The sequence below is a fragment of the Seinonella peptonophila genome (genome assembly GCF_900129355.1).
Lineage (GTDB): Bacteria > Bacillota > Bacilli > Thermoactinomycetales > Thermoactinomycetaceae > Seinonella > Seinonella peptonophila.
The window spans coordinates 758,879-776,875 of the sequence record NZ_FQVL01000001.1 but is presented as its reverse complement, the minus strand read 5'-3'; the positions used below and the strand labels follow the sequence as shown (position 1 = coordinate 776,875).

The 17,997-nt window shown below is 36.9% G+C and carries 14 protein-coding genes; 4 read left to right on the top strand and 10 right to left on the bottom strand.

Going from position 1 to position 17,997, the window contains the following annotated elements:
* Positions 1–61: 61 nt before the first annotated feature.
* The 4 genes from BUB71_RS03715 to BUB71_RS03700 all read right to left on the bottom strand — a co-directional run bounded on the left by BUB71_RS03715 (position 62) and on the right by BUB71_RS03700 (position 3,401).
* Positions 62–745 carry an ABC transporter permease gene (locus BUB71_RS03715; RefSeq protein WP_073152162.1) on the bottom strand — a complete coding sequence of 228 codons (684 nt, stop codon included), beginning with the start codon at positions 743–745 and terminating at the stop codon, positions 62–64.
* Positions 738–1,661, bottom strand: a complete 924-nt coding sequence (locus BUB71_RS03710; RefSeq protein WP_073152158.1) for an ABC transporter ATP-binding protein — start codon at positions 1,659–1,661, stop codon at positions 738–740. The genes BUB71_RS03715 and BUB71_RS03710 overlap by 8 nt, the downstream gene beginning before the upstream one ends.
* Before the next feature lie 65 nt (positions 1,662–1,726).
* On the bottom strand, positions 1,727–2,701 hold the full coding sequence (locus BUB71_RS03705) for a sensor histidine kinase (RefSeq protein ID WP_073152155.1): 975 nt from the start codon (positions 2,699–2,701) through the stop codon (positions 1,727–1,729).
* A 1-nt stretch (position 2,702) separates the two neighbouring features.
* Positions 2,703–3,401: a response regulator transcription factor gene (locus tag BUB71_RS03700; protein WP_073152152.1), complete on the bottom strand. Its 699-nt coding sequence runs from the start codon at positions 3,399–3,401 to the stop codon at positions 2,703–2,705.
* A gap of 624 nt (positions 3,402–4,025) precedes the next feature.
* On the opposite strand from BUB71_RS03700, the gene BUB71_RS03695 reads away from it, so the two are divergent.
* Positions 4,026–4,739, top strand: a complete 714-nt coding sequence (locus BUB71_RS03695) for an alpha/beta fold hydrolase (RefSeq protein ID WP_073152149.1) — start codon at positions 4,026–4,028, stop codon at positions 4,737–4,739.
* Between the two features lie 131 nt (positions 4,740–4,870).
* On the opposite strand, the gene BUB71_RS03690 is transcribed toward BUB71_RS03695, so the two are convergent.
* From BUB71_RS03690 to BUB71_RS03680, 3 genes are all read right to left on the bottom strand, one after another.
* On the bottom strand, positions 4,871–6,346 hold the full coding sequence (locus tag BUB71_RS03690; RefSeq protein ID WP_073152146.1) for a serine hydrolase domain-containing protein: 1,476 nt from the start codon (positions 6,344–6,346) through the stop codon (positions 4,871–4,873).
* A 964-nt stretch (positions 6,347–7,310) separates the two neighbouring features.
* Positions 7,311–7,886 carry a TetR/AcrR family transcriptional regulator gene (locus BUB71_RS03685; protein WP_073152143.1) on the bottom strand — a complete coding sequence of 192 codons (576 nt, stop codon included), beginning with the start codon at positions 7,884–7,886 and terminating at the stop codon, positions 7,311–7,313.
* A 430-nt stretch (positions 7,887–8,316) separates the two neighbouring features.
* Complete coding sequence (locus BUB71_RS03680) at positions 8,317–9,882, bottom strand: MDR family MFS transporter (RefSeq protein WP_073152140.1); 1,566 nt, start codon at positions 9,880–9,882, stop codon at positions 8,317–8,319.
* Positions 9,883–10,335: 453 nt separating this feature from the next.
* Between BUB71_RS03680 and BUB71_RS03675 the strand changes: the two genes are divergently transcribed.
* A complete protein-coding gene (locus BUB71_RS03675) occupies positions 10,336–11,157 on the top strand; it encodes a transporter substrate-binding domain-containing protein (protein ID WP_422785124.1) in 822 nt (273 codons plus the stop codon).
* A 99-nt stretch (positions 11,158–11,256) separates the two neighbouring features.
* Here BUB71_RS03675 and BUB71_RS03670 read toward each other — a convergent pair whose 3' ends face one another.
* Both BUB71_RS03670 and BUB71_RS03665 read right to left on the bottom strand, forming a co-directional pair.
* Positions 11,257–12,561 (bottom strand): sensor histidine kinase, encoded by a 1,305-nt coding sequence (locus tag BUB71_RS03670; RefSeq protein ID WP_073152136.1) that lies wholly within the window; start codon positions 12,559–12,561, stop codon positions 11,257–11,259.
* On the bottom strand, positions 12,551–13,243 hold the full coding sequence (locus BUB71_RS03665) for a response regulator (RefSeq protein ID WP_084731011.1): 693 nt from the start codon (positions 13,241–13,243) through the stop codon (positions 12,551–12,553). Before BUB71_RS03665 ends, BUB71_RS03670 begins: the two co-directional genes overlap by 11 nt.
* 93 nt (positions 13,244–13,336) lie before the next feature.
* Here BUB71_RS03665 and BUB71_RS03660 point away from each other — a divergent pair, with 93 nt between their 5' ends.
* Positions 13,337–15,457: a multicopper oxidase family protein gene (locus tag BUB71_RS03660; protein ID WP_245815502.1), complete on the top strand. Its 2,121-nt coding sequence runs from the start codon at positions 13,337–13,339 to the stop codon at positions 15,455–15,457.
* Positions 15,458–16,248: 791 nt separating this feature from the next.
* Here BUB71_RS03660 and BUB71_RS03650 read toward each other — a convergent pair.
* Complete coding sequence (locus tag BUB71_RS03650) at positions 16,249–17,190, bottom strand: helix-turn-helix transcriptional regulator (RefSeq protein ID WP_073152128.1); 942 nt, start codon at positions 17,188–17,190, stop codon at positions 16,249–16,251.
* A gap of 122 nt (positions 17,191–17,312) precedes the next feature.
* On the opposite strand from BUB71_RS03650, the gene BUB71_RS03645 reads away from it, so the two are divergent.
* Positions 17,313–17,915 carry a GyrI-like domain-containing protein gene (locus BUB71_RS03645; RefSeq protein WP_175552271.1) on the top strand — a complete coding sequence of 201 codons (603 nt, stop codon included), beginning with the start codon at positions 17,313–17,315 and terminating at the stop codon, positions 17,913–17,915.
* Positions 17,916–17,997: the final 82 nt, after the last annotated feature.

The following is a 17,997-nucleotide window of genomic DNA, read 5'->3' as shown; positions in this document are numbered from 1 at the left end:
TTTGTATATTTTGGCTTAAATAATAGAATAAGGTGAGTAGGCTCACTATAGCATCTCTTTGCTATTCAACATCTAATTGAACCGCTTTTTTTATACCATAGTGGGCAAGAAGAACACCAATAACTAAGCAACTGATGGTGCTGATCAACACATCCCATATAGAATAAAGTTGATAAAAATGGCTACTGATGATCAAAGAAATTAAAAATGGAGGAATAATCGTAGCAGGAGGTGATTTTTTGAACATACCAAAGAAGAAAGAAATGAAATTAATCCCAGTGGTAGCCAATGCATATAAGCAGATGCGAAGAAATGAATCCAACATCTGGTCATTTGTGAGCAGACCTAAATTTGCTTGATTTGTAGGTGCTAAGAAGATAAAAAGACTTGTAACAGAGAAGTTTGCCACCAATGTGACACAAAAAGTGAAGAGGCTGATAAAGGCTAGTTTGGCTACCATTAGTCTCTTGCGCGAGTGTGGGTAAGTAAAAAGTATCATAATTGTTTTTTTTCGATATTCATCTAGGATGATCTTAGTGATTAAAACTGAGCTGATGATTAAAAAAGTCGAATTGGTGTAAAAGTTGATTTCAGCAAATGCAGCTTGATAACTGTCATATCCTTCTGGATGGCCACTTTTATTCCCAATACACCATAGCATCAGGATGACCACAGCCAATACAGAGATGAGCAGAAAACGGGTGAGTCGTACTTTTTTGTATTCTAAACGTATTAATTTAATCACTTACTGCCCCTCCTTGAATGATCTGCAAAAAGTAATCTTCAAGTGAAACATGTTTTTTATTTAATGATTCAATACCTATGCCGTTTAAAATGAGACATTTTGAAAGCTCTATAGAAGAAACATTTGGTTCGTAAATGTGAATCAAATGGGGGTCTATTACCTTGAAGTTAGTAATGTTTAATTTTCTCTCGATCACTGCAACAGCTTTTTTGCTGTCCGTCAAGGCGACTTCTATATAGTCGCGATGTTGGGAGTGAATTTGTGACATGGAAAGTTCTTTAAGCAAACGCCCTTCTTTGATCACGCCAATGGTATCAGCCAAATGTTCTATCTCTTGTAAAATATGGCTAGATATAAATAAAGTCATGCCATGTTCTTTACTCAATGCATGAAACAATTCACGTAATTCGCGAATTCCAACTGGGTCCATTCCATTGATTGGCTCATCTAACAGCAAGAGTTCCGGACGTGTACAGATTGCTCGTGCAATGCCTAGTCGCTGTTTCATGCCTAGAGAAAAGTGTTTGACAGGTTTCATTCTTGGTTCAGTTATGCTGGTGAGTTCAAGTGCATCAGTAATCGCTTTGTGATCATAAAAACCCATATATTCACAGTGAAGTTGTAAATTTTCATAGGCAGATAAATGTTCATAAAAGATTGGATACTCAATTAAGCTGCCGATCCGTTTTCGAATTTCAAATGATGAAGTTGTGGATGGTTGATTAAATAAAGTAATCTGCCCACTCGTAGGACGAATTAAGCCAGTAATCATCTTCATAATCGTCGTTTTCCCTGCCCCATTGGGACCTAAAAACCCATAGATCTCTCCTTGTTGAACATTCAGATTTACATCGGAAATCACGTTTTTATCTAAGTATCGTTTATAAAGTTGATTTGTGGACAATATTGTTTGCATGTACTTCCCTCCTTCATGTATAGCGTATTGTATCGGAAAGTTTTTTCATTTCTCCGTCAAAAACATTAAGAAAACCTTTCAAGATTTCCTTTATCATCATGTGTTTTTGGAGAGATTCGAGTTAATTGAACTGTAAATACCGTTTCCTCAAAAGGTTTACTCATTAATGTAAGTGTTCCAGCCAACTTTTCGACTAGCCTTTTGGTAATGGCAAGACCTAATCCACTGCCTTGATAATTAGCAGAAATAGAATTCTCTAGGGTATATAACCGCTCAAAGATCAAATTTTGATCTTTTAAAGGGATGCCTTTGCCACGATCCCAAATATCGATAAATGCATGTTGGGAATCTGAATGTAAGCGAATGCCTACAATTTTTCCATCGTTACCATATCGAATTGCATTTGTAATTAAGTTCTTTAAAATTCGATCTAACGCAGTTGGATCAATATGGGCATAAATAGGATTATCAGGAATTTCAACTGATACTTCTAATCCCAGAGAGGAGATGTGTTCATAGAAAAATAAAAGATTGCTTCGACAAATCTCATTTAGCTCAACATCCTTAAAAACAATTTCAATATCACCTGATTCTAGTTTAGCAAGATTAAAAAACTGGTTAATTAATTCTAAAATTGCTGCTGCTTTTTCATGGATTTTTTTCAACAGTCGCTGACGTTCTTGTTCAGTTATCGTGAGGTCGTGTGTCAGTGTTTCAGATAGACCTAAGATGACAGTTAATGGCGTTTTTAGGTCATGTGACATGTTTGTAAGCAGTTTATGGATAGATTGTTCTAATTTTTTATAGGTAGAGGTCGTTTGATTGGTGTGATGTAATAAACGGTTGAGATCGATCAGTAAACGCTGTAACGCTTGATCCTCAGTAAATAACAGCAAACTTTCTTTGGTCTGCTGTTCGATGATTTGGTTTAATTTATCATGAATATATTGAAGATCCCGATGATGCTTTTTCCGATTGTGATACCACCAAAAATGACTGATGATCAGTATGATGATTAGACTGATATAGAAAACAACCATGTTAAAAATCTCCTAATCGGTATCCAATACCCCAAACCGTTTTAATATATTGAGGAGAGGAGGGTATGTCCTCGATTTTCTCTCGTAATCGACTAATATGTACCTGAATTGCATTTTCATCGCCATAGTATTCCTGTTGCCAAACTGCTTGATAGATTTGCGCTTTGGTAAAAGCCCGTTTGGGATGAGTCATGAGCAGCTTTAAGATGTGTAACTCTTTAGAGGTTAAAGGAATTTCTCGCCCATTCTTATATACACGTAGAGTTTCGGTGTCCAGTGTAAGTTCATGAATCTGAATTTGTTGAGATTCATCGTGCTGTATATTCTGTATATATTGATTAACTCGACGCAAGGAGGATTTGATTCGTGCTGAAAGTTCAATGAGTGAAAAGGGTTTTGTCAAATAGTCATCAGCCCCAAAGCCAAGTCCTAATACTTTATCAACATCACTCTCTTTAGCGGAGAGGATAATAATAGGGATCGTGCTTTTTTGGCGAATCGCCTGTAGAATGTCAAGACCATTCATTTCCGGCAACATCAGATCAAGTAAAATCAATTCAAAATGTTCCTGATGAAAAAGATTGATCCCGCTTGTACCATTCGTCGCATGACGAATCTGAAACCCTTCTTTTTCTAAATGGTCTTTCACCATTTCACCAATTGCAGGATCATCTTCAACTAGTAGAATTTTTTCGTTCATGTTGATCACCACTTTATTTTAAGAATCTCTATAGATAATATGCCCATACATGATAGGTATCTGACTGTTTGTTTGAATTTGGCTTATGGCCTAAATACTGTTTATCTATCCTTATAGAGTGTAGCATATTAAACTCATATTGCTGTTATCATTCGAAAAGTTATCATTCTGTCTCTAAAAAATGATAACTTTTTATTTCAGAGTGTAGACAAAGTTACATAATGGCTCGGCTCGTGATCGTGGTTCTCGGCGACGCTCCGATCCGGGCTTGCTCAGATGTGTGACTGTCGCGTTCTGTCAGCTTTCGCGGCTGGGCAAAACTCGCCTCCTCCGGCATCCGCCTGCGGAGACTCGAACAGTTTGCCCGAAAGGAAAATACCGCTTCAGCCGCCATTCCGCTAAGTTGCGCCCGAAATGGAGCTTTGCTGGACACCTCTCACTCGCTCAAAGGTTTATTCTTCAGTCTGGAATTTTTTATTTATAATTTTTATAGCGAATTGTTATTGTTGATTGTATAATATAATTATTTAAAAACTAGATTATATTATATAGATTAACGTACCATCGACATGTGTTAGCGTTATCATTTTCTATTTACCTTCATACAAACGAGGTGTAAACACGATGGAGACATTTGTGCTTGTTCATGGAGCTTGTCATACTGGAGAGAGTTGGCGTGAGGTTACTCGGATATTGGAAGCGAAAGGACATCGGGTCTATACACCCACAGCAGGAGGCAATCAACCGGGTGCAGATAAACAAGTTACTTTGCAGCAAGTCTATCAACCAATCGTTGATCTGATTGAGAAGAAAGATTTGCATGATGTCATTTTGTTAGGGCATAGTCTGGGTGGAACTACCATTCAATTTGTTGCTCAAGCGATCCCTCAACGTATCAAGCGTTTGGTCTTTATGGGAGCATTAGTATTAGAGGATCAAAAACCAATACTTGAAACTTTTCCAGAATTACAGGTGTTCTTTGAGACATCGGAGATCGATGAAGAGAAAGGAACAATCTTATTTTCCTTCCCAATCTGGCGTGAGGTTTTTATGAATGATGTGGATTTGCAAACAGCCCAGCGGATTTACAAACAACTAACCCCGAATCCTATAAACTATATTATGGATAAAGTGGATCTACAGAAATTTTATACTCTGCAAATCTCCAAAAGTTACCTACATGGAACTGAAGATGCGATTGTTCCCTATCGAATCTATGAGAAAACAGCGAAATTATTAGGGATTCATCGTTTTGTACAGTATGAAGGAAGCCATGAAATCATGTATTCCAATCCACAGGAAATAGCGAAAAAGATTCTGGTCGCTGGACGTGATTAAAGCTTCTCATTGTAGGTTAAGCTTCTGTTTACATATTGAGGAAATAACTTTGGTATCGTGAGAAATGAGCTTTTAAGCCTCCCTGATTGGAATGAAGGGAGACTTTTTTTATACAATCTGATTCATCATTATTAACGATTTGCTATTTTCAGCCAACGATTTAAACGTGTGATGACAATGATTGCGCTAAAGAGAGATGCAACGATAAGCAAAGTCATGATGCATGGAGCAATGGTAATCAATCCTTCCCAACTCATCTCTCTTCCATTGGTCAACAGCGAAACAAGAGGTTGTAAAAAAAGAAGCAGGTATAGTGGTAAGAGTCTGAAGATGAGTTTTAAGCAAACCCACCACTTTGCTTGTTTCGAAAGTTTGGTCTCCCATTGGTCATTTCGTTTTAAATTTCGAATGCCAAGCAAAATCGTAATGAGTACAAGACCAAGCATCATAAGGGAGAAGGTCAGATTATTTATCCACCAAGAAGTGGAGGGCTCTTGTCCTGTTACTAAATCAACGACTCCCTGTATCATAGAATAATAGTCGATAAACTCATTTAATCCAGTATTGGAAAGAAGAACAATACCAAATTCTTTTTCGGGCAGTAATATCATTTCGGACTTAAAATTACCAAGTATTCCATCATGATAAAATTGCTTTTCACCATGTGTGCTTTTACCAATCATCCAGCCCATCCCATAATTGATTGAAGAACTAGCCTGGGTATGCATCGTTTGGATTCCTTGACTAGAAAGTAATCGTTTTCCTTGAAATAGTCCATTATTTTGTTGCATGATCATCCACTGTGCCATGTCATTGACAGAAGCAATGATTCCATGAGAGCCGGTTGTAAACCAGTCGAACTGTTGATTTTTAATAGGGAGACCAAAGAAAAGTGAATGACCATCTGAGATGTTTTTGCTAGTCTTCGAAAAGTCTTTAATATTTGCTGCATGAGTAGTCTGGTTCATCTGAAGTGGTTGGAAAATATGTTTTTGTAGATAACTTTGAAAAGTCTTATGGCTTATTACTTCTACAATATGAGCAAGAATTTCATAGTTCGGATTATGGTAATTGTATTTTTGACCAGGTGTTGACTCTAATTCTACTTTTTTTAACCGTTTGATCACATCATGGAGTGATTGTGGCTGTACGCTTAGTTTCATATCTTCGTTTACAGTATCTGCCAATCCACTAGTCTGATGTAATAGATGTTGAACTGTAATTTTCGATCCTCGAGGATCGTTTAAGCGAAAATCAGGAAGAATCTTTTGTACAGGGGTATCAAGTTTTAATTTCCCCATTTCCACTAATTGCATGACTGCCATTGCTGTAAATGCCTTACTTAGCGACGCAATCGCAAAAGGGGTATCTGGTGTAACCAAGCGATTATAACCCGCTGTACCAAATCCTTTTGCATAAATTACTTGATCTTGATAAGTAATTGCGACTGCCATTCCAGGAATACGATTCTTTTTCATCTGCTCTTGCAGGTACTGGTCAATCTTCTTTGTAGGAAGATGAGAATCTGCAAAAACAGGAGTAATAGAAAGGATACATAACCCAATAACTAGGATGATAGACATAATGAACTGAAAGATTTGTCTCATAGTTGTTTCACTCCTTACAAAGATATGAAACAGTCTAATCGATTCCTCTTTCATTTTGACTTCGGAAACATTAAGAAAGTCTTTCGAGTGAACCCATGGATTTCTATACTGCTTGCATTCACGTTTGGATTCTATGGTTTATTAAAGAAGAAAGTAAATTTAGACGCTATTACGGGGTTAGCGATTGAGACGTTTATCGTTACACCTTTCGTTTTGCTCTACTTTCTAATTCTTCTTATAACGTTCATTCGATCTTGTTATTAGTGGGAACAGGAGTTGTTTCAGGAGCACCACTTCTCTTATTTGCAATAGGTTTCAAGAGATTTTCTTTATCGAAGAGACATAAAAGGGCTTGATACCACAAATTTATGTGGTTCAAGCCTGTTATACGTTATACTAGAATGGCATTTTTATCAAGTGTTGGGATTTGTGAGATATTAAGAAGTGCAGGTTGGTTTCATCGGCAAAGATAGCAGTGGGTAAATCAGTAAAAATATTAGGAATAAAAGATTGACATAGTTAGAAGCTTCTTATGTCATAGCCTGAATCAAAAGAGAGAATTTTATATTTCTTTTACAATCATACTGTAAGTGATTATTAGCCAAAAACCAATCGGTTGAAGTTTATTTATAATATTATGTTTATTTCGTGTGCTATTGCATAGATAGATATGATGTAGTGTTTATAAAGGTTTTGTAACTAATTCCTCTCTTGCAAGAGGCTTTTTTTTATAGCTGTTTATCGTTTTAGCATAATATAGCTGCTTTTGTATAACAATTATTACTAGATTTGGCAAGTTAGCACTAACTAAGAATGTGAAATAATCGTCAGTGCAACCGAAGGCACTGACAGCTCATTCTTTTTTCGAATAAGGTTTAGAAGTTTGTACATGTGTTTCATAAAAGTTAGTAAATATTTTTGTTTGATTCCATGTTAATATGATGAAAGCTGCCAAAATTGAAGATTATAGCAGACCTACCAAATTAAGCAATCTTTTATGAATATCTGGAAATAACGAATCTAAAGAAGCAGAAAGAGCACGAATCTCTGAGAATATAGCTAACCGGGTAAGTGCTCCTATGATCATTGTTGCAGTCACTTCTGGATTTTGCTCAGGCAACTCGCCTGCGTCCACTCCTCCTTGAATAAATTCGGACAAAGCAGTAAGTGGTAATCGTAGATTTATAGCGATTTCCGTGCAGTAATCATGGTTTTGATAAAGTAGCATTAAACCGTATTGATCAGCGACATATGCTTCGAAAAAAAGCTGAATGAGTTCTTGAAAGGATTTTCTGAAAGGTTGTTTTCTTTGTGCAATTTCATCAATCATTTGGGTAAAATAATCGTTATACTTTTTGTAAATTAGTTGTAACAGTTCCTTTTTACTAGCAAAATGCTTATAGATGGCTGCATCTGAAACATTAGCAGCCTTTCCGATGCTTTTCATAGAAGTGCCATCTATTCCTTTCGTTGCAAAAAGAAAAGTTGCGGCTTGTATAATGTCTTGTCGTTTACTATCGATATGAAAATTTTTTTTCATAATCATAATACTAAATGATGAGTTGTAAATGTCAATGGTAGGCAATCATAACGTTTGTTTCGATATTGAGAAAGTTTTGTTGAACATATTTTATTTAGTCAGGATAATCAAACTAAAGCCCGCTAAGTGGGAAGCTCCCAGCTTGTAGATAAAGCCTCGTGATTGGCGGCTCATGTTCGGGGTTCTCGGCGACGCTCCGACCTGGGCTAGCAAAGATGTGGGTCTGTCCGCGTTCTGTCAGCCTTCACGGCCGGGCAAAACTCATCTCCTCCGGCATTCGCCTGCGGAGACTCGACCAGTTTGCCGAGGAGAAAATGCCGCTTCAGCTGCCATTCCGCTAAGTTGCGCCCGCAATGGAGCTTTGCCGTTCACCTCTCCACTCGCTCATTCGTTTTACTTCACTCTGAGGCTCCCAAAGACGGGGCTTTTTCTAGGATGCTTGTTCATTTTTATCAGTATTCGTAATGGAATTTTGATCATCATTTTTGGATAGCAATACTTCTTTTTTCAAAAACCAAGTTAGTACAAAAGCGATAATCGAGCAGATTAGCGCGTAGAAATAGATATGTTGGAACGATTGAATAAAAGCTGTTTTAAGCAAATTGACAAGATGAGGTGCAAGATGATCAGGGATACCAGATGTTGCAAAATTATGCAAGTTTCCTAAAATCTCTTTTGGCAAGGCATGGCTAATCGATTGTAATTTGGAAGTGAGCGTAGACGATAATATGCTTCCAAAAATACTTACTCCAACCGTGGCTCCAATTGTTTGAAAAAGTGGTACAGTAGCCAGTGCCACACCTTTATGCTTGTCTTCTACTGATTCTTGAATGATTAGGTTGTCTCCTCCAAATAAGATTCCAAGTCCAAGCCCTGTAATAACGAAATAGATAATTAATTGAATTACTGTTGTATGCAGATTGATTTGCGTAAATAGATAAAAACCGATGATTGGCATAATAAAAGCAATCGCCATCAATTCCCGATAACGCACTTTGGTTAGGAGATAACCACAGATCATCGAAGAAATAACTGCTCCAACCATCATTGGTATGGTTAAATATCCAGCACTGGTTGGAGAGAGTCCTAATACATGTTGGGCGTAATAAGGAAAGGATGAAAAGGACCCCATCAATCCAATCCCAACTGTAAAGACGATAATTGACAGAACCCATATGTTGCGATTTTTAAACAGATGTAGTGGGATAATCGGCTCTTTTGTCTTGGATTCGACCCAGATAAATATGGCAAGTAAGACCGTTCCGAGTGATAGCAACCCGATGATGAGTGGTGAGCCCCAAGTATATCCCTCATTCTCGATCAATACGGGAGCAATAAGGAAAGAGACAATCGTTGACATCAGGAGAAAAGCTCCTGCCCAGTCGATTGAAACTCGTTTGGAATGAAACTTTTCTTTTAAACCGAAAGCAAGAAATGCAGCCGCTAATAAACCTACTGGAATATTGATAAAGAAGATCCAATGCCAATTCAGTTGATCAACAAAAAAACCACCCATAAACGGACCTGCTAACATGGGGATAAACATGATCGGTCCCATAAATCCTTGTAATTTTGCCCGTTGCTCGATCGGGAATAAATCGCTTGAAATTGTCATTGCAAGTGGCATCAGTCCTCCAGCGCCAATACCTTGAATGCAACGTCCAATCAAAAGCCATGTCATTGAGTTTGCAAATCCACAGACCATTGATCCTCCGATAAATAAGCCCATCGCTATTAAATATACTTTTTTTCGCCCATATAAATCGGCAAGTTTTCCTAGAATCGGCATAAAAGAAGACATCGCTAACATATAGATGCCTCCAACCCATCCATATAATGATAATCCTCCCAAATCTTTAATGATGGTTGGTAGAGCCGTATTAACCACGGTTTCATCCAATTCTGAGAAAATCATGCCAAGAATCAGACCAAACATAATCAAAAATCGATGATTCTTCTCTGACTTTATTGAGTCAGTTTTAATAGATGTATCCATATGATAACTTTCCTTTCTAGAATGTATGAAAGGATTATAGAAAGACAATATGAACTGAATATGAACAGGATAAAATAAGAAACAATTATTATTGTGACTGATATTATGTTAGTAATGTAAGAATTTAAAGTTAGGTATGAATCCGATCTAACCTTTATATGATAGATTTAGCAACTCAGAAGAATCAGCTTAGGGAGTTATGAAAAGGAGCTAGTATTTCAAGAAGGCTTGAGCAGCTTCGTGTCAAGGAAAGCGTAGAGAATTTATTTAGTAAATGGCAATCGGATAAATAGTCATCAATCTACTAAGATTGGGATATTTTACATGTTTTATGAAATGTGTATGGCGATATATAATTATTAAAATATAAATTATATTAAATAGATGTTAACACTCGCAATCATTTAAATTTGAGGTTGTGATACATAATGAATATCAAAAGATAGAAGGAGCGTGAGTCTTTTGCAGAAGCGTTTAGCGATTTTTATGTTAACTTTGGTTTTATTGATTACAGGATTTGTAACAGGATCTTATATTCAAAAAGGGGATGCTCAACCCATTAAAAAAATGTCACGTCTGGATTTGATCGTAGATCAAGGTGTGATTCGAGTAGGAACAACAGGTGACTATAAGCCATTTACATATTTGAACCCGCAAACCAAAGAATATGAAGGTTATGATATCGATGCGGCAAAAATGTTAGCAAAAGATTTAGGTGTAAAAGTGAAATTTGTAAAAACGACTTGGCCGACATTAATGTCTGATCTAAAAGCAAATAAATTTGATATTGCTATGGGAGGAATCACTCGAACATTAGAGCGGGAAAAAACAGCTCATCTTACACTTCCATATATTAAGGATGGAAAATCCCCATTAATCCGTAAAGCAGATCAAGATCGTTTTAAAAGCCTAGCAGATATTGATCAGCAAGGCGTAAAAATTGGAGTAAATCCTGGTGGAACCAATGAAAAGTTTGTTCGTGAAAATTTAAAGAAAGCAGAGATCGTATTGGTTCAAAATAACCTGGAAATACCGAATATGGTGGCTGAAGGTAAAGTGGATGTTATGATCACCGATAGTACAGAAGCTCGATATTATGCAAAGCAAAATGATAAACTACTGGCGATCTTGACCGAAAATCCGTTTAATCTTCATCAAAAAGGATATCTGATCAACCGTAGTGATGTAGATTACCAGAACTGGATTAATCTCTGGATGGAAGAGATGCAGTTACATGGACAGTTTAAAGCTTTAGAAAAGAAATGGATTAATTAGTCTTTTTGAAAGCAGAAGTGTTTAATAAGCTGGTGAATTAGTCACCAGCTTTGCTCTATCCTAGATAAACCACCAACAGCTATTCAGCAGCTCGTTTGATTATGATGAATTTGGCATTTTAAGGTGAAAAATAGTTCCCTGCCCTTCTTTGCTCTGTATATCGATGGACCCGCCATGCATTTCAACATAAGCTTTAACAATGGATAGACCAATGCCAGATCCCCCGGTTTTTCTACTTCTCGATTTATCTCCACGATAGAAGCGTTCAAATAAAAAAATGCGGTCTTTGTCATTCATTCCCTGACCATCATCAGCGACAGATAATATCGTCTCTGTAGCTGTCGTTTTGATGCTAATTGTCACAGTAGATGTCGTTTGCCCATGAATCAACGCATTTTGCACCAAGTTGTAGAGTATTTGTAACAACTTATCTTCATCTGCATAGATCTGTTGATCTGTTTCTGGGTAGAGTAAGATTGCTCGGGATTGATGAAATAAATGTGCTGTCTTGTTCTCTAGCTTGGCTAGTAGATCGGCTAATGGAAACCATTTTCTGGATAAGATCTCCTGTTGAGCCTCTACTTTGGATAGATGTAAAATGTCGTGAATGATTTTAGTTAAGCGTTGAATTTCTTCCGATATCGATTCATACTTTGCATCAGTGATCGTTTTTTGCTGAATATGCAGCAGTTCGATCTCTCCATGAATCACCATCAAAGGTGTCTTTAATTCATGGGCTACATTAGAAACCAATGTTTTTCGAGCTTCTTCAGTACGTTCAAGTTTTTGTTTCATACTTGCCAAAGCATGTCCAATCTCATTAAACTCATCTTTGCGTCCTATCTCAAAGTCAACATCCATATCACCACTCTCAAAAGAACGAATCTTTTGTGTAATGGTTCGAATTGGTCGGGTGAGTGTACCTGAAATCAATAAAATAAGTAGAAAAGCAAATACAATGCCTAAAAGGGAAGCTAGGCCCACCACACCATACATATACTTATTCCAGGTATTTTTAATGATATAGACTTGATATTGTCTTGGGGTCATAACATAGAGGTGACCAATTTCGTTTTTATTACTTTTTAGAATGAGTGGAAATGAAGCATCGACTATGGTGCTTGTTTGTTCATCTGCTGATTTCCACAGCACCTTGCCATGTGGATCCATCAGTACAAAGGGAAGAGTTGTCGGCTTTTTCTGCTTTGTAATGTGACTCCAAGTGTGCTTTTTTTGATAGTAGTGAATAAAGGTCTGTTCAATTTGGTCCAACTGTTTTTTATTTGTGTAATAAGCAAGGTCACGGGAGATAAAGAATTGAATTTGAATTAGAAAGATAAATAACAACATCATGATAATCACCACACTTGTCATAGCGGTGATCAGTTTATATTTAATTTTCATTGTTTACACCAAAGCGGTAGCCAAAGCCATAGACAGTTTGAATATATTGGGTGGTGGAGTCTTTATTTAATTTTCTACGTAATCGGCTGATATGAGCATCAATCGTGCGAATATCAAGGATTTCTTCATCTTGAAAAACACTTTGTAATAGTTGTTCACGACTATAAACTTGATCAGGCGTAGAACTAAGCAAATCAAGAATTTTATATTCTGTTGGTGTCAAAGTAAGCTCTTGATTATGTAAAAGAACGCGGTGCGACATAGGTATGATTTGCAAAGGGCCAAAGTTTCGTTGCTCAGATTGCACCACTGCATTTATTGGAGTTAGACGACGTAATAAAGATTGGATTCGTGCTGCTAGTTCTCGTAAACTAAACGGTTTTGTCATATAATCATCGGCACCAACGCCTAAACCAATAATTTTATCTGTTTCCTCTGCTTTGGCTGTAAGCATGATAATCCCCAAATTCCCCATTTCTCGCAACTTTCTACACACTTCTATTCCATTTAACCCAGGCAACATCCAATCGAGTAGGACTATAGTAGGTTTTGTTTTAGCAGCCAATTGGAGTGCTGTTGGTCCATCTTCAGCAGTAATAACTTGAAAGCCTTCTCCAATCAAAAACTCTTCAATGATTGCAGCAATTTTTTCTTCATCTTCTACGACTAAAATTTTTGTCATCTTTATCAACACCTTTGCAAAAGATCATCACCAGATCACAAACTTTTCTTGTTAACTTCATACTTATCAATCACAGTATGAGGGGGCAAAAATGTGTCAGTTGTTTTAAACGGTCTAAGTATTGTTATTCCTATCATGATGTCGCTGCTTTGGGTTGCAACAATTTTTCTTGTCAACAGTTTACCTTTTACTAAACGTAATAGAAATCTAAAAATAAAAAGTAGGATCGTTTATTGGACGAGTATTTTATCGATATCTATTGGTGTTCTATGGCTATTGCTAATTGTTGGTACATGGATTTTTAATGGATGGATATTTGTGGAAGGAATTGTCAAGGCGATCGTTCCTCTTGTTCTACTAGGCAACTTACCTGTACTAATGTTGGCCCTCCCGCAACTTAGGCAGTTGACTGGAAATCATCAGGGTAAACTCTCGGTAGATACAAAGATCAAAGCGAGTAACCCAAAGTTGATCATTCCTTTTTTGGCTGCAATGTTATCATCCGGATTAAATTTCTACTTACAACTTTTTGCTCAGCCTATTGATCCAAGCCTCTTAGAAGCATTATCCTGGCCACTTATTTTACTATTACTACTCTTTATTCCTTCTTTCTTTATCATACGAAAATATGAGCGTGCAAAGGAAGGGCAAGATATATGGCTAACGGGATGGAAAAGATGGATAAAGTCCTTTTCCATAATCGGAATGATGATCTTATTATTGATTTCAATCTTTGTTGTTAATGTACAAATCGGAATCAATACCTCAAAATTGCCCCCTTCCTCGGATATGATGAACCACGACAATTTAGATGAAGGTGGAGGAAGTCAGACCATGCAAGGGAATATGATGCATCACAGCCCTCAAATTCATAATAGCATGGTAGAAGTAAAGAATTTACAAGGGGAAACAAGAGCTCCTGCTGATAAAAAATTCACCCTTGTTGCACAACAAAAAACAATCGTTCTACAGTCTGGAAAAAAAATAAACGCTTGGACATATAACGGGCAAATCGCTCCCCAGCTACATGTGAAAGAAGGGGAGATGATTGAAATAAAGTTGATTAATCGCGATATTACCAAAGGCGTTACGATTCATTGGCATGGCTATAATGTGCCAAATGCAATGGATGGTGTCCCAGGCATGACTCAAAATGTCGTAAAACCTGGTGGAACCTTTATCTACAAATTTCGTGCCAATCAAATAGGAACTTATTGGTTTCATTCACATCAGCAAGCAGCAGAACAGGTGAAGAAGGGTCTATTTGGTTCATTCATCGTGGAACCCAAAGAAGAAGTTCATCCTTATGATGTGGACGCAACCGTAATCAATCATCGTTGGCGTATTGGAAATAAGGCCATCATGGCGTTTGGTAATGATGATCAAGAACAGAAAAAACATGTGAAACCAGGTCAAAAAATTAGAGTTCGTGTGATAAATGGTGATAATCTATCTCGCAAGTACTTTCTTAGTGGTGCTGATTTTCAAGTAACAAGTATTGATGGCATTCCAATCAAAAAACCTGAACGATTACCTTCCCATACATCTCTACAAATAGCCGCGGGAGGAAGATATGATCTAACCTTTATCATGCCCAAACATCCCGTCCAACTTGGAATGAGTAAGTTTCAAGATGGGGATGAACCAATTACCAATACGCCCAGTCTACTGTTTGATACCGGATTCAAACAAGTTAAATCCGACTCTAAGTCTGAAAAAAAGATATTTGATCCAGCTGAATATGGTACAAGTGTTCAAAACAAATTGACAAAAACACAGAAATTTGATCGAGAATTTTATATGATCATGGGCAATCGGATGGGATTTTATGATGGGAAACTAAATTATCTATGGACAATCAATGGAGAGGTTTATCCCAAAACACCGACATTTGTTGTGAAACAAGGAGATCTAGTAAAAGTAACATTTGTTAATCGAAGTTTAACTGAACATCCTATGCATTTGCATGGTCATCATATGACTGTCTTAAAGAAAAATGGACAGAAAGTAAGAACACCCTGGCAAACTGACACACTTAATGTACAGATGGGAGAGACTTATGAGGTGGCCTTTATCGCGGACAACCCAGGTATGTGGATGGATCATTGTCATAATCTTGATCATGCAGCAGTTGGGATGACCTTACATCTCATGTATGACAATGTAATGCCTTCCTTCGAAGTAGGTACAAAGTCTGGCAATATACCTGATTAAAAACTCGCCTAGGAGATGATGATATTGGCTAAAGAACTTGGGGCAATTTTTGGAAAACTATTATTACAGTAGCGATCTTAGTGATTTTTCTTGTGAAGTTTGGTAATTGGCGTACAAAACGATCAAAGAAGCTAAACATGAATCAAAAGAAAGGTTGGTTAATTGCACATATCTTATTTGTCATCATATATTTTTCAGGCATCATAGGACCTATTTTTATCACGGGATCACTACAAATCATAGTTTACTATATGCCGCACATGCATTTGCTGGAAAGTTTGACTGGTTTTTGATCATTCCTGGAGCTTTGGGGTGTCTGATCACAGGTATCTGGCTAGCTGTACGAACACATTGGGGCTTTGCGAATTACTATTGGGTCATTACAAAATCGATAGGAAATATTTTTGCGATTTTGTTCGGAGGTATATTTATTCGTAAGTGGATTCATGCCAGCTTAGAGGGAATTTTTCCTCCCGGTATCAATCCGTTACATTCACCGATTTATCTTGAAAATAGAACAGCACTGTTAGTCAGTTTAATATTTAGCTTGTGCGTATTGATCAGTTTGGTTGTAATATCATACCTGAAGCCTTGGGGAAAAGTAAAAAAACCACAAAAATCTTGAGCAATTAAAAGGTGACCTAAAGAATCGATAAATAGTGAAAATAGCCAAATTCCCTTCTTAAATGGAGAGTTTGGCTATTCGAATCGATTAAGGTCAGATGATTTGGTTTATCTTGTTAATATTTTTATAACACAAGAAGGAGGTTATTGTAGGGAATTGGTTGTCACTATTTTGCATGTGATTCATAAAGTTGAATGATTTTTCGTACACGCTTTTCTATGATAGATCTTACATTTTCTGGTTCCAATACAAGAACTTCAGCCCCAAAACTTAAAATCATGTTATATACCCAATTATCCTCATGGTATTTTGTGGTCACAAGCAATGTGCCATCTTTTTGTACTTCAATCTCTTTTGGTAGAAAATAGTCAAATACTCGTGCCTTTATTGTTGGCTGAAATAACAGTTTGAGCTGAGTATTAGCCTGTAGACGTCCCCATCTTGCTTCTATTTCTTCAATGCTCACAGCTTGTCTGGTAAATGTTTGGTCTGTTGTTCGCAAATTGGTCAAACGTGACAAACGAAAAATACGAAAATCTTTTTGCTGTGTACAATAACCGTATACATACCAAGCAAAACCTTTTAAAACTACAGCAAAGGGTTCGACAGTACGGAAACGATCCTGACCCTGTAAATTCGTGTACATAAATTGAATCTGTTGTTTATTATCAATGGCAAGTCGTAATTGTTGCAGCTTTTCTTGTGCTCCGTCGTTTATTCTCCAAGGATTAAAGTCTATATTTATTTGTTCAGAGTGTTTTTTGAGTTGAGTTTGTTTATCTTTGTCAATTAGCGACTGTATTTTTTCTATAAGTAATTTTACTGTGTCATCACCAAGCATGGTATGAAATCCTTGAAGTGCGGTCATCATGGAGATCATTTCCTTTAAAGATAACTGTTGTCGATCTAATTTGTAGTGCTCCATTATTTCAAAGCCTCCATTTTTGCCAGCATAAGAAATAATAGGAATTCCTGCTTGATTGATCGCTTCTATATCACGATAGATCGTTCGTAATGAAACCTCAAATCGCTCTGAAAGTTCTTTCCCAGTCATTTTTTGATGATTCAAAAGCAGAATAATAATAGCTAGCAATCGATCAATTTTCAACGTTTAACCTCCATATACATACTTAGTGTGAAAAAATTTGATAGAACCTCTTAAATACTGACATATTGGTGTCAGTATTAGACGAATATGATTAGAGTATAAATCATAAAGGAGATATGAACATGTTAAATTTAATGAAAGAGAATAAAACATACTATCAAGCATCTAGACACCCTGAGTTGATAGAGCTTTCAAAGGCACCATTTTTAACTGTATCGGACAAAGGAGCACCTGGAAGTCCGACTCATATGAGTGCAATTGAGTCAATTCATACTGTTGCTTATGCTTTGAAGGCTATCTATATAGAACTGGGTAAAGATTTTGCTGTTCCTGTGTTAGAGGGGCTTTGGTGGGTAGAAGAAGAACGTCCTGCTTTAGAGGTGCCAACGGAAGAATGGTACTGGAAACTAATCATTCGTGTTCCAGAATTTGTGTTGAATGAACATTTGGAGCAAGTAAAACAAAATATCCAAAGGAATAATCCAGAACTTTCTCATATCCAAATGATTGATATAGAATTAATTGAAGAGGGTTTAAGTGTACAAATGTTGCACATAGGTCCTTATGAAAAAGAGCCAGAAACCGTTCAACAAATTGAAGCATTCATGAATAAACACAACCTTGTACAAAATGGGCTTCATCATGAAATTTATCTATCCGATTTTCAAACAACTCCACCTGATAAAATACAGACAATCTTGCGTTATCCTGTGAAGAATAAATGAGTAAGCATTAAAGAAATATAATTAGACATAAAATAAAAGGAGCAGTAGGTGTTATATCTCACCTACTGCTCCTTTTACGATG